Source organism: Lujinxingia sediminis (assembly GCF_004005565.1).
In the GTDB taxonomy this organism is placed as follows: domain Bacteria; phylum Myxococcota_A; class Bradymonadia; order Bradymonadales; family Bradymonadaceae; genus Lujinxingia; species Lujinxingia sediminis.
This window is the reverse complement of sequence record NZ_SADD01000001.1, coordinates 803464-816611: the sequence shown is the minus strand read 5'-3', so window position 1 is coordinate 816611 and position 13148 is coordinate 803464. Positions and strand designations below refer to the sequence as shown.

The 13148-nt window shown below is 62.9% G+C and carries 13 protein-coding genes; 7 read left to right on the top strand and 6 right to left on the bottom strand.

Features of this window, described 5'->3' with window-relative positions; translation table 11 throughout:
- Positions 1–99 precede the first annotated feature (99 nt).
- Positions 100–1419: a lysyl oxidase family protein gene (locus EA187_RS03330; RefSeq protein ID WP_127779163.1), complete on the top strand. Its 1320-nt coding sequence runs from the start codon at positions 100–102 to the stop codon at positions 1417–1419.
- Positions 1420–1690: 271 nt separating this feature from the next.
- Entirely contained in the window at positions 1691–1903 is a 213-nt protein-coding gene (locus EA187_RS03325; protein ID WP_115602922.1) for a cold-shock protein, read from the top strand.
- A gap of 184 nt (positions 1904–2087) precedes the next feature.
- Here the strand turns inward: EA187_RS03325 and EA187_RS03320 are convergent, their stop codons facing one another.
- A complete protein-coding gene (locus EA187_RS03320; RefSeq protein ID WP_127779162.1) occupies positions 2088–2744 on the bottom strand; it encodes a CAP domain-containing protein in 657 nt (218 codons plus the stop codon).
- Positions 2745–2818: 74 nt separating this feature from the next.
- On the bottom strand, positions 2819–3025 hold the full coding sequence (locus tag EA187_RS03315; RefSeq protein ID WP_111728389.1) for a cold-shock protein: 207 nt from the start codon (positions 3023–3025) through the stop codon (positions 2819–2821).
- A gap of 521 nt (positions 3026–3546) precedes the next feature.
- Between EA187_RS03315 and EA187_RS03310 the strand changes: the two genes are divergently transcribed.
- The 5 genes from EA187_RS03310 (at position 3547) to EA187_RS03290 (ending at position 8927) form a co-directional block, all read left to right on the top strand.
- A complete protein-coding gene (locus EA187_RS03310; protein WP_127779161.1) occupies positions 3547–3867 on the top strand; it encodes a hypothetical protein in 321 nt (106 codons plus the stop codon).
- 76 nt (positions 3868–3943) lie between these two features.
- Positions 3944–4153, top strand: a complete 210-nt coding sequence (locus EA187_RS03305; protein ID WP_115602925.1) for a hypothetical protein — start codon at positions 3944–3946, stop codon at positions 4151–4153.
- 60 nt (positions 4154–4213) lie between these two features.
- On the top strand, positions 4214–4888 hold the full coding sequence (locus EA187_RS03300; protein ID WP_127779160.1) for a DUF6483 family protein: 675 nt from the start codon (positions 4214–4216) through the stop codon (positions 4886–4888).
- Positions 4889–4934: 46 nt separating this feature from the next.
- Complete coding sequence (locus EA187_RS20905) at positions 4935–7229, top strand: NADP-dependent malic enzyme (RefSeq protein WP_127779159.1); 2295 nt, start codon at positions 4935–4937, stop codon at positions 7227–7229.
- Between the two features lie 192 nt (positions 7230–7421).
- The gene (locus EA187_RS03290; protein WP_127779158.1) at positions 7422–8927 is read left to right on the top strand and encodes a hypothetical protein; all 1506 of its coding nucleotides are present in this window, start codon (positions 7422–7424) and stop codon (positions 8925–8927) included.
- A gap of 7 nt (positions 8928–8934) precedes the next feature.
- On the opposite strand, the gene EA187_RS03285 is transcribed toward EA187_RS03290, so the two are convergent.
- Genes EA187_RS03285 through EA187_RS03270 form a run of 4 tightly spaced genes read right to left on the bottom strand, consistent with a single transcriptional unit; the run spans position 8935 to position 12972 of the window.
- Complete coding sequence (locus EA187_RS03285; RefSeq protein ID WP_127779157.1) at positions 8935–9771, bottom strand: alpha/beta hydrolase; 837 nt, start codon at positions 9769–9771, stop codon at positions 8935–8937.
- Positions 9768–11171 (bottom strand): LemA family protein, encoded by a 1404-nt coding sequence (locus tag EA187_RS03280; RefSeq protein WP_127779156.1) that lies wholly within the window; start codon positions 11169–11171, stop codon positions 9768–9770. Before EA187_RS03280 ends, EA187_RS03285 begins: the two co-directional genes overlap by 4 nt.
- Positions 11172–11230: 59 nt before the next feature.
- Positions 11231–12244: a lipoprotein N-acyltransferase Lnb domain-containing protein gene (locus EA187_RS03275; protein WP_164855933.1), complete on the bottom strand. Its 1014-nt coding sequence runs from the start codon at positions 12242–12244 to the stop codon at positions 11231–11233.
- Positions 12244–12972 (bottom strand): DUF1963 domain-containing protein, encoded by a 729-nt coding sequence (locus tag EA187_RS03270; RefSeq protein WP_127779154.1) that lies wholly within the window; start codon positions 12970–12972, stop codon positions 12244–12246. Before EA187_RS03270 ends, EA187_RS03275 begins: the two co-directional genes overlap by 1 nt.
- Positions 12973–13148 lie beyond the last annotated feature (176 nt).

Below are 13148 nucleotides of genomic sequence, written 5' to 3'. Positions count from 1 at the left end.
GGCGACTTTATGTTTACGCTCTAGTTGAACGTGATCCAAGAAATCAGGAGGGGGGGAGCTGAGCACACGGAGGTGCTCCCTCGGCTCACAGGGGGGAAGATGAACAATGCGTCGAATCGAGCCAGACTGCTCTGTGCCGTGTTATGGCTGGCGTGGTGCACCCTGCACCTGTCAGCGTGCACCTCTGGAAGCGTCGAAGACGCCCTGACCTCCTCGCCGGTGCCCGACGCCGAGCTCCGCCTCTACGCCTGGCCACCGCCTGAATCCACCGGCTACAGCTGGGAGTGGCCACGTGAACTTCGGCGCGAGCAACCCGATCACTTCACGCGCAGCGCCCGGGCGCGCTTCAACGGATCGAACTTCGGGCTGGGCGGTGCCGGCCCCTGCCTGGTCGACCCGGAGTCAACGCTGAGCCCGGGACAGTGGTACCGCGTGCGCATCGACCATCCTGACTACCGCCCGGGAATCTTCTACCGCTTCCACGACGGCTATAACGAGCCATGCTCCATGGACCTCTGTACCTCCAGAGGTATCGAGAGCGCCGGAGGGCCGTGTCGCCGCGAAGACTTCGCGCTGTGGCCGCGTGAAGGCGACTACCAGCTCTTGCCCGATATCATCGTCGACGTGCGCGAATTTGAGGATAACCTCTGGCAATGCGCGATCATGCCTTCCGGGCCTCCGATCTTCGGCCTGCGCGTCGGAGCCAGCACAGCCAACGTGGGCACCGGTCCGCTTCATCTGGAGGGGCGAGGCTTTGGCCCGGGAGATGACCCGGAACGTGCGCAGGTGGTGCAGAAGCTCGACCGCCACCCGGGGGGGCAGGATGAGGTCGATCTGGGGCAAGACGCCTTTGAGCTTCACCCCGGGCATAACCATATTCACTTCAAAGACTGGCTGGAGCTCGGGCTGATCCAGCCCACGGCAGCATGCGACACCCCGGGCCCGCGCCCTGAGGATTGCGCGCTTGCGCAGGGAACCAAACTCTCCTTCTGCATCATGGATCTGGAGCCTTTCGACGCCGAGATCCGGGAGCATTATAAAGGACACCAGCGCTACCCCGAGCCCCCCACCTGCGACAGTGTCGAGCAGGGGCTCTCCCCGGGCTGGAAAGACGTCTATCACGCCCTGCTCGAAGGCCAGGTCATCATTGTCGGTGACGCCGAAGCCATGGAGGCCTTGCCTTCCCGGGTGATTGTGGAAGCCAGCGTTGACCCGCGGGGAAAGCTCACCGAACTCAACATCGCCAACAACCGCGCCAGCAAAGCACTTACTCGCCCCCTGGATCTGACCGCGCTATGCAGCTCTCCCTTAAGTCGCATTGACTGCAGCGGGCCGGAGTCTAGCTTTGACGACGAAGAGCAGGAGATGTGTCCGGACTACCTGCGCTTCATTGACAACCTGGCGGTGCGTCGCCCCTGACACCCGGATCTCGTCGGAGGTTCGTCCTTGCCTTTCCCTCCGGCTTCACGTAGGAAGGCCCGGACGGTGGTGTCTCCTCGGAGCTACTCTTGTTCGTAGCTTCGCCCCTCCCCTGGAGGGATGTGTCATCGCGTATATGCGGTGTCCACGGCTCATCGTCGCTCGATTCATACCCACAGCCCACATCTTTGGATGGGCACGCGTTGCCAGGGGTGGCGCGACAGGTGGCGACCTCCCAAACTTTGAGGCCACCACCACAGGAGAAAGCAACATGGCACAGCGTCTCGTCGGTTCAGTGAAGTGGTTCAGCGAACAAAAAGGCTTCGGCTTCATCAGCCAGCCCAATGGTGAAGATGTGTTCTGTCACTTCAGCGCCATCCAGAGCTCGGGATTCAAGACCCTGCGTGAAGACCAGCAGGTGGAGTTCGAAGTCGAGCAAGGCCCCAAAGGCCTGCAGGCTGTGAACGTCATCCCCCTTGACTGATCCGGCTTAGAAAGTATCGGTCTATCAACCGCGGAGCTTCGGCTCCGCGGTTTTTTTTCGTCCGAACACAGGCCGCCTGATAATTATAATTATGTCAAAACCCCTCACCTTTACATTCGAGAGCGATAGCGCGCTGGCTCCCTCTGGCAGACGGGCCCAGGCTTCGACCTCATGAACCCACGGATCAGGGCAGCGCGATAAAGAGCGCCGTCTTGAAGTAGCCCTGCTCACTGGCGACGACCCCGACACCATAGTGGGTCAGACCCTCGTGCAACACATTCTGCCGATGCCCGGCCGAGTCCATCCATCCCCGATGAGCATGCGCTACGGTGGGGGCGAGCCCGATGTTTTCGGCGGCCGCGCGATAGGCAATCCCCACCGCCTCCATGCGATCAAAGGGCCCCTGGCCCCGGGGATTCACGTGCGAAAAAAAGTCCCGATCCCGCATATCAGCGCTGTGTTGACGCCCCAGAGCCACCAGCCTCATATCGCAGGTAAGTTCGCTCAGCCCACGCTCACGACGCTCGCAGTTGGCGAGGCGAAAAAGCGCCGTCTCGTAATCATCGCCGCAGCGGTCGCCGCGCTCCGCAACAACCGACGACCAGTTCGCGACATCCCCGCCCTCGACCACATTCGCGCCGAGATCATCACCACGAATATCCGCCTCGCCGCAACGCACATGGCGAGAGCTTTTGGCCCACTCCCAATCCCCGTCGGCGACCGCCCCGCCCAGGCCTCCCTCGACCTCCACGTAGCGGCGCATCACCGGCTGGTCCGCGCTTCCTGCTGCACAGCCCATCACCACCACCACCACCGCCCCGACCACTGCTCGCCAGCCCATCGTTACCTCCTGAGGCCCATAAAAAAACCCCGACGTCTCGCGACGTCGGGGTTCTATTCTAAGTCGAACAGACCTTAGTCAAGCGGCACAACGTTGACCGCCTGAAGACCCTTGGGGCCCTGCTCAACTTCAAACTCAACGCGCTGATCTTCGCGAAGGGTCTTGAAGCCCGAGGACTGAATCGCGCTGAAGTGGCAGAAAACATCTTCGCCATCAGGCTGGGTGAGGAAACCGTAGCCCTTGTCCGCATTGAACCACTTAACCGTACCTTGAATCTTCATTGCCTAACTCCTGAAACATGATCTGCGCTGCCTTTGACCGTCGCCTGACAAAGACAACCCGGGACCTCCCCGGTCCTAACTAACCCACCACGCACCATGCCGCGATGGGAAAATCCGAACGACGCCCCCGGTGGGGGTACTACGCGTCGACGACGTGGATCTCGAGCGACCGGCGAGCGCCTTACATGCCCTCACCTCAAAACAAAAATCGCTCTGGTGTTCATACCAACAGCCCCCTTGAAACCCTCCCCCTGCTGCCAGACCTCGACGTCACGTCGGGGCTCCGAAAGCTCGGTAAGAACTCGCGTAAGCAAATTGCCATGAACGCGAGGGAGTATGACACCTCAAACGCGAACTTTCAACGTCTTCTGTTGACGCAGCGCGTCGCGCGATCTTACCGCCAGGTCAGGCCCATCGGGCCGTCGGATATGTTGGTTGTTCATACCCGTAAAATTGCCTACATGTCGAGTTCCTTTCCCCGAGGCGTCCTCGCCTCCCTCCCCTGAAGTCCTGAGGGTGCCGTGCAAAGCTCCAAGCTCATCGTTCTGGCCATCGCCCTGCTCATCGTCGGCGGAGTCGCCGCCTGGTCCTACGTCAACTTTGTGGAGAGCCCTCCCTACGATCCGGAGGTGGCCCATGAGTTCGCCCACTACTTCGAGCGACGCTGTGTGGGTCAACATGACGAGAGCGTGTGCGCCGACGCCATCGGCAGCCATCACCGCCCCTGTTTTAACGACGCGATGGTCATGAATGAGGCCGGCAACTTCGCCGTCGATCATGATCGTGAGGTCTACATGGCGTGCATGCGTGCGGCCCTTCCACAGCCCGCAAGCTCGCCCTGAGCTGTCGAGGCGCGAAAGGGTGCTTATCACTCTCTGATTGCAGTTTCCTTTGAACCTCTATCTCAGGGAGCGCACCATGAAGCGACGCGTTAGCCGTGAACAACTTATCCTGATGCTCGACGAGCTCGACCGCGGAGAGCTTGACCCGGGTGAGGTCGAGCGCCTCATCAACACCCTGGAGCTCTCCATGAGCGATGCCGACGCGCTCACCCTCATCGAAGATGATGAGCTCAGCGTGGGCGAAGTTGCCGACCAACTCCTGGGCTATGACCCGCGCGAGGGCTAGTCGTTGGTAGCGCTTCCAGCGCTGCATTCGCATCCGAGAGCACGTTTCGAGCTGGTTGCCATGATCGTAAAGAATGAACAACTGATGCGTGCGCTGGAAGCTCTCTCACGGGCGTACAAACGCGTCGCCGGCGCGCGCACCGAGACCTCCGACGACGCGATGGCTCTGGCGGCCCTCGATTCCGTCCTGGCCGAGCACCTGCACACACGCCCGGAGCTCATCCATACGCTGACGTACGAGGACCTGCGGTCGCTTGATGCGCCGATTCTGGCCTCGCTGGGGCGACTGTGGACGCTGCGTGCAGCGATGCTCCACGACCTGGCGAAACCGGGGGCCGCAGCTCAGAGCGCAACTCTGGCCTTCCACATGTTGCGCCAGACGCTGCGTGAGCGTCTCGACGACGAAGACCGCTATGCGGCTCACCACCTTCACCGACTGCTCGTTCATCCGATCGCTGCGCAGGCGTTGAGCCCCGATGAGGTGGCGCCCGCGTATGTGGAGCTCTTTGACTTCTACGCGGAGCATCGCATCGACGATCGCGCCGAAGACACCCTCTTTCATGCCCTGGAACTTCTGGCCGACAACGCCCCGGAACGTGCGCGTCTTGGCCAACGCGCCCGAAGCTACTATCACCATCTGCGGACGCTCGACGAAACCGAGCTCCGACGCCGTGGCCTCTCCCGCTTCGACATCACCCAGGCCCTGGCCGACCTCGACGACCTGTTAGGCCGGTGACGGGCTCGATCGCCCGACCTCCCCCCCTCTTCGGAGTCCCTCTCCCATGACCGTCAACTCCAAGCACGACGGCCCCATTCGCCGCAAAGACGCTCTCGACTACCACGAGTTTCCCCGTCCCGGTAAAGTCGAGGTCCTGCCCACCAAGCCCCTCTCCACCCAGCGCGATCTGGGGCTGGCATACAGCCCGGGCGTGGCCGAGCCCTGCCGCGAGATCGCCGCGGACCCGCAGGCCGCCTTTCGTTATACCAACCGAAAGAACCTGGTGGGCATCATCACCAATGGCACGGCCACCCTGGGGTTGGGCGACATCGGCGCGCTGGCAAGCAAACCGGTCATGGAGGGCAAAGCCGTTCTTTTTAAAGTTCTGGCGGGCATTGATGCCTTCGACATTGAGCTCGACGAACGCGACCCGGACGCGTTTGCTCGCTGCGTCAAAGCCCTTGAGCCCACCTTCGGAGGCATCAACCTGGAGGACATCGCCGCGCCGCACTGCTTTGCGATCGAGGAGCGTCTGCGCGACGAGCTGGATATCCCGGTTTTTCACGATGACCAACACGGTACGGCTATCATCACCGGTGCGGCGCTGATCAACGCGCTGGCGCTGCAGAAAAAAGAGATCGAAGAGGTGCGCGTGGTCTTTGCCGGTGCCGGTGCCGGCGCGGTGGCATGCGCGCGTCTCTACGAATCACTCGGGGTCAAACGCGACCACATCACCATGGTGGACATCCACGGGGTGATTTTTGAAGGGCGCGAGATCGACATGGATCCGTATAAGGGCTACTTCGCCCGTAAGACCGACAAGCGAAGCCTGGACGAGGTGATGGTCGATGCCGACGTCTTCGTCGGGCTCGCTGCGGGCGGCATCATCTCCCGTGAGATGGTCGCCTCGATGGCCGAACGCCCCATTATTTTTGCGCTGGCAAACCCCGACCCCGAGATCGCCTACCCGGAAGTGATGGCCGTGCGTGATGATGCGATTATGGCCACCGGGCGCAGCGATTATCCCAACCAGGTCAACAACGTGTTGGGCTTTCCCTTCATCTTCCGTGGGGCGCTGGACGTGGGTGCGCGGCGCATCACCGAATCCATGAAGCTGGCTGCCGTGCACGCGTTGGCGGCGCTGGCCCGCGAAGATGTCCCGGAGGTTGTGTCGGAAGCCTACGACGAGAGCCATATCCGCTTTGGCCCCGAATACATCATCCCCAAACCCTTTGACCCCCGCGTGTTGCTGCGCCTCTCGCCGGCGATCGCCGAGGCCGCCATGGCCGAAGGCGTGGCGAGGGAGAGCGTGGATTTACCGACGTACGTCGAAGCACTGGAGCGGCTCCAGGGGGTTTCCAAGGGCCTGATGCGCCGGTTGATTAACGTCGCCAAGCGCGAGCCCAAACGCATCGTCTTCCCGGAAGGCACCGAAGATAAGATCATCAAAGCAGCGCAGATTCTTGTCGATGAAGGGATCGCCTGTCCGATCCTTCTGGGACCGGTGGATGTCATCCGGGCGCGCGCCAAAGAGCTCGACATTGATCTGACCGGTATTGAACTTCTCGACAACGAGCGCGACCCGCGCTTTGAGGAGTTGGCCCACGTCTACTACCGAATGCGTCAGCGCAAAGGCGTGACGATTGCCGATGCGCGCGACCATCTGCGTAGCCCGGAGCCCTATGCGATGCTGCTCGTGCACGAAGGGCTTGCCGACGGCGTGGTCTCCGGGGTGACACGGCCCTACCGGGAGTCGCTGAAGCCTGCGCTGCAGATCATCGGCGTCGATGAACGCCAGAGTCGTGTGGCGGGCATGCACGTCGTCGTCACTCGCCGCGGCGTCAAACTCTTTGCCGATACGACGGTTAACATCGACCCGGACGCCGACACCCTGGCCGACATCGCCATCGCCACTGCCGACGCCGCACGCCTCTTCGACCTTGAGCCCCGCGTCGCCATGCTCAGCTACACCAACTTCGGGGCGAGCCGTCACCCGGACGCCAGTCGCGTGGCGGAGGCGACACAGATCGTTAAAGAGCGCCGCCCCAACCTCAATGTCGATGGCGAGATGCAACTGGAGTTCGCCACCGAGGCCGATCTTCGCGCCGATAAGTTTGCGTTCTCGACGCTGGAGGGTGAGGCCAACGTCCTGATCTTCCCGGACCTCAACGCCAGCAATATCGGCTACAAACTCCTCAACCAGCTCGGGGGCGCGGAGGTAATTGGCCCCATTTTGCTGGGGATGCGTCGGCCGGTAAACGTGCTGCAGTTCGCATGCTCCGTGCCCTCGATTGTGCATCTGACAGTCGTCACCTGTCTGCGGGCCCAACAGCTTGATCGCGAGCGCGACGCACGCTGAATACGGCCCTTCTGCCAGGACCAAGCCCTGATGTCTCTGTGTGAGTTGTCGGGGCTTTTTTACATGATGCGCCGGGGCGTTGGCCTAGAACTGAAGAACCAACCTCGTTGTCCTGACACCGCCGGGCATTACCATCGCATGCTCACGACGCTGCGCGCCGGATGCTCGAATTTCTACCGATGGAGTCCGCCCATGTTTCTGCGCCCCACCCTGTCCATTCCCCTGACGGCCGCGATTGTTGCCACTCTGCTGGTACTCCCTGAGGCCGTCGCTCAAGAGGCTCCTTCGCCGAGCGACACCGGACCATCCCAACCCGACAGCGCGGAAAGCTACGAGGCCGCGGAGGAAGCTGCGGAGGTCGACACCATCACCTCGCGCGCCCGGGCTGAGGGTTGCGAGCTCGTCGCCAGCCTGATGCGGGAGCAGGGTCCGGTGCTCGCGTGCTCCGACCAGCGCGTTTTGCTCTTCGGTGATGGGACTCGGGAAGTGCGCCGTGCATCCGGCCCCATCGATGCCCTGCTCCCCGCAGAAGATGACGTCTGGGTGATTACGCGGCGTCAAGAAGCCAGCCTGCTCTCGGGTTTGCCACGCCCTGCCGGACCGGCAACATCGCCGGAAGAGCCCGCGTTGCCGCGCCCTGACTTACCCCCGTCATCCAGCCCCGATGAGGCGCTCGTAGCTACCGTCGTCGAGAGCCAGCACGGCAGCGTCATTGTGGACATGGGCGGGGCGCAGGGCCTGGAGGCTGGCCAACTTCTGGAGCTTTACGAGATCGAAACCATACGCCTGGGCGATACCTCAGAGAGCACGCAGCGCGTGCGCACTCTGGCGATTGCCCCCATCGACTCGCTCAGCGAAAACCGTGCCGAGCTCAGCCTGGGTGTCAACGAGCGCGTGCCCGCCGGTGCGCTCGCCAGGCCCACCGACCAGGAGCGGACGACCAGCCGGCTCGCGCCTCCTCGCCTCCCCGGGTTGGCCCGTTTGAGCTTTACGCTGCGCCCTTTTCTTGCCCTGGGAACGGTGGGTGCGGGCTCCTTGAGCGAAGCCTCGGCCGCCTATCAGTTTAAGGGGCCCTGGACCGCAGAGATTCTCGTCGATCCTCTGGCGGTCGGCTTCTCGCGCGCGACCAACCTGCTTGCCGTGATCGGTACGGCCATCGTGTCGTATGACACCACCCCTTTTCAGGTGGGCATCGGCGTGGGGACCACCACGATCAACTCCACGGCATATCAGAGCGGCAGCAGCGACACCGGCGGATTCGGGGCAGAGCTGGGTTTTGCCATCTCCCAAAAAGTTCGCCTGGGGGCGCTCGACGGGATTCACATTCAGCTCGTAAACAACTTCTTTCTCTACGATGGCGCCTTCCGCTACGGCGGCACCGCCGGGGGGGCGCAGGTTCCGGCGGGCTCCATCGGGAAATCCTCCTGGATCGTCGCGCGCGGCGGTGCTGGCTTTGCCGGTCATGCCTTCGGCGAGGTGGGGCTGAAAGTGCTGGCACGGGGCAACGGCGACCGCGCTTCGATCTTCTTTGTGCCAACCGTCGGGCTCGCCCAACTTCGTGGCACCCGGGAGGTGGACTGCGGCAGCGGTCCCACACTGCCCTCCGGGGAACAGGCCACCTCTGGCGAGCGCACCTGCTATGCCGAGGTCAGCCAGGGCGGCCCGATGATCGGGTTTCAGATCGAGTGGCGCCCGTGACCCTCACTTAAGGTGCGGGCTCGGCGGTGGGAACATGGGCGGCACCACCGCTTCGATGACTGGCGAGAAACGCAGCGATCGCCCGGTGGTAGGGCGCGAAAGCAGCGAGGTCGTTATGAGCGCCGCCCTCAATGAGATGAAGCTCCGCGCGCTCCCCAAGGACCTCCGCCAGGCGCTCGCTATGATGCGCTCCGATCAACTCGTCGGCGCGGCCGTGGACCAGGAGCACCGGCAGTGATGTCTGCGCCAGATGGATCTCGTTCGGGAAGCGAAAACGCAGCGTAAGCCCCGGCAATGCCCAGGGCATTAACTCACGGCCGAGGGTCACCAGACTACTAAAGGGCGACTCCAGGATGAGCGCGCGGGCCTCAACCTCGCTCACCACCTTCGAGGCTACGCCGCTGCCGATGCTGCGTCCGTAGATCACCACGTCATCAGGATGATAGCCCTGCTGAATGAGCCAGCGGTACGCCGCGCGTCCGTCTTCGTAAAGCCCGGCCTCAGTGATGCGTCCGGTGCTCTTTCCGTAGCCCCGGTAGTCGAGCACCAACGTGTCGTAGCCCAGAGGAACGAAATCGGAGCTGACGTCTTTCCAGGTGCGCAGGCTACCGGCATTCCCATGAAAGTAGAGGATAACCCCTTGACTGGATTGAGCGCGGTGCAGCACTGCGCTGAGCACCTCCTTGTCGGAGGTTGTGATTTGCACCTCTTCGGCGGAGCGCGGAAGTTCAAAGTCGACGTCCGCCGCCAGGCGTTCCGGATAGAAGATCAGCCTGCTCTGCCAACCCATCATGATGGCTCCACATGCAATGATGACCACAGCCAGCAGACCGGCACGTTTCATGGGTCGCTCGCTGTGTTCTCGCGTCTCCGATCCCGCTCGCTGGGAGCGGGCCGCACGCCGAACACTCGCCACACCATGCGATCGGGGAAGCGCTGCAGGCGCGTATTATGTCGCTCAACGGAGTCATTGTAGAAGGTTCGGGCCCACGCCACGCGATCTTCTGTGGATCGCAACGCATCCATCAGACGCAGGTAGTGCTCACTGGAGCGAAGGTTGGGATACGCCTCCGCCAGCGCATCGCATGATGAGGTAGCCTGCACATCGCGCTCCGACCGAGCCCGGGAGCGCACCTCGCTACCTCGTTCGCCAGCTAGAGCCGGGTTTCGACGTCTGGCGACCTCCCGCATCACCTCAGCCTCATGCGCCCCATAGCCGCGGACAAGGTCGACGAGCGTTGAGATCAGATGATGTCGCCGGGCCAGCTCCACCTCCAACATCGACCAGGCCCGCTCGACACGGTTCTGGAGAGCCACCATCCCGTCGAAGATCACCTTGAGGTAGAGCATCAGCACGCAGGCCAGCGCCCAGGCCATCAGTAGGGCGCGGGCGCCGGGGTACTCGCCCGGGGCAGCCCAGGCATGTCGTATCGCCCGGGACTCAACCACGCCTCCGGAGCCAGCCCACCAGCCCAGGAGCGCGAGCGCTACCAGGAGCAGAAAAAGCGCCCAACGCCCGTAGTTTTGCGTGAGCTTCGCCTCGCCCAGGGTCGTGATCACGTACTCCGGCGCGTTCCAGTTCCCGGGACCGATGCGCAGCCTGTCGGCAGCCTGGGTGAGTCTGGCCGGGCCGATGATGCTGACCTCTTCGCCAGAGTGAATGACGCGCACCTCGCGGCGGCGAAGCCCGGTTCGTCCCCCTCGTCGGCGCGCCCGCTCACGTCGGCGCGAGCCCGCGCGCGCCACCTCAATCACCTCCTGAAAATCGACGCGCGTGTGCATCTCCGCGCCCCCTGGATCGACCTCCACCCGGCCAGTCTCGTCTTCGAGCCAGAATGATGCGCGGGAGGCACGGCGACTGACCTCCCGCCACTCATAGCGCACACGACGGTGTCGGCGGCGTTGCCGGGTTGGTGGCTCCTCCTCGACGACGGCGACCTGCTCTTCGACCCGCTCCGACCAGTACACCACCGGAGAGCCCGAGCCCGGCGCTTTCAGCAGGTCGCTCGCGTGCGCAGCACGTGCCTTAGCGTGGAGACGACACATTCCCACAGTCACACCAGCACAGGTCGACAGGGGTAAGTCTTCGATGAATCGTTTTCGCGCCAGCGCCCGGTAGGCCAGATAGAGCATCAGCCCCACGCCCACCATCAGCCCGACATCCGCGGGTGAGGTAGGCACCAGCTGAAGGCCCTGCCATACCTCGTCCATCACCGAAAGGTTGCGAATGAGGCTGACGTCCATGGTCGCTCCAGCGTGAAAGTGATGCCCGGGCGAGGTCCGGATCACGTGCCGTGTGTGGCTCAGGGCGTGCTTCGGATCGCCTTTGAGAAGTTCGCATCAAGAGGCGCCGCAAGCGCCCGTTCATTGATCAAAAAGCGCTCGCGCGCCTGGGCCACGCTCATGCCCTCCGGTAGAAGATCGAGCTCAGCGATAAGCTCTTCACTAAACCCGGGGAGCAACACCCGATAGTCCGGCGGAAGCTCCACAGCGTTGATGCGCTCATAGTGAGCCGCCAGGTTGGAGGAGCAGGAGTTGAGCACGGTGTGGTACCAACTCGGTTGCGTGGCAAGAGCCTCCATACGCTCGACCATGTCGACGAAAAACTCTGCGGTCTTCTCCGGCCCGGCGTTCATCGGAATCACCCAGGTAGGATCTTTGTGGACGTAGGTGCGAAGCCCCAGCGCGTCGCGTTCATCGGCAGCGACGTAGAAGAGTTCGTACTGGCGAAACATCCCGCCGATCGGATCGTAACTCTCCCCTTCTTCTCGTCGGGCTTCTGCGGAGAGCACCACGAAGCGATCGTCTTCAAACTCAAAACTCACCATAACGTGCGCCACTCCGGGCACCCCGCCAAAGGTGGTGAGTATGAAATAAGCCTGCTTCATCGCGTCAAGATTGTACGTCGCATCGTACCAGCGGGCCTCCTCGACCTCGCCCTCCTCATCGTAGCGGAAGTCGCGCACATGGCGCAGGGTGACCTCCCTGCCCTCGATCGTCGCCCGAGGCGAGCGGGAGACATTTTCCTGCCAGTCGCGCTCGGCGGCGGGACGCTGCGCGATGAAGAAAACCCCGATCAGAACGGCGAGCAATGCTGCAAGAAGCCCACCTCGTTTGATGCCCGGCGTTACGGGCCAGACGACCATTGCTACCAGCACCGCAAGCCCCAGCCCCAGGCGCATCGGGCTGAGCTCACCGCCGACACCGCCGACGTAGGTCAGGAGGGCAGCGGCAAGAAGTGCGGCCGGAAGCATCACAAGAGCCATCACCCAGCGAAGCCAACGTGGTCCGTCATCATGTGTCGTTGCGTTGCTCATCAATAGCAGGCCCATGCAAAGGTCAGCACGTCGGGGTGGTTCGGACAGCAGGTCAGATGCCCTGCGCCCATGTCACCAAACATGTAGGGGAGGTTGTCGTTGGAGTCGATCTGCAAGACGACCTCCATCCGGGTGCTGCATGTCGGGCAGGAGGGGTATTCCACGCCCTGGACCCAGGCTGGCCAACCACCGAGCTTATCGCCGGTAACCGGACGCTCGGCCTCTTCGAGCGCTTGCTCCGCTTCAGGGCTGAGTTCATGGCCGAGCTGGTCGAGTTCTTCATAGCCGGGCACATCATCGTCGATGGCCTCCCACCCCTCGATGCGTCGCGCGGCGAAGGGCTGCACAGGACCTTGAGCGCCGGTGTTGGCAGGTTCCGAGACGTCGTCGATGCGACGCGCCATAACGCTGCGGGCGAAGGGGAAGTACGCCTCACACTCCACCTCGCAGAGAGGGTCGCTGCTGGTGCAGTAGAAGAGTTGCAGGAGGCCACGATCGCCCAGGTGCTTTTGCTGATCCGGGGGAAGGCTGGCGAGGTTGAGCTGAACAAAGAGCTGCTGCGGCGTGTTGCAGTTGGGGCACAGGGGCCACGGCTCATCGTGCTGAAGCCAGGGACGTCCGCTGAACTTGCTCCCACGAAGATCGGCATCGCCCTCTGCGGTGACAGGTCGGTACGCGGTTCGACGGAAGGTCGAGAGTTCGGGCGGGAGGATGGTCTCGTTGTTCACGGTGCCTCGTCGGTGAGGTGAAGCGTGTCGAAGTTGGGATGTTGGCGGAGGGAGCCATGCCCCGACATCCTACGCTTGCCTCGTCCTTGCAGACAAACCCTCACCACGGCTTTACACCCCCAACGGCCAGACCTAGTGTGAGGCGACAGCGACATGTTTGCCTCTTAAACCTCGGG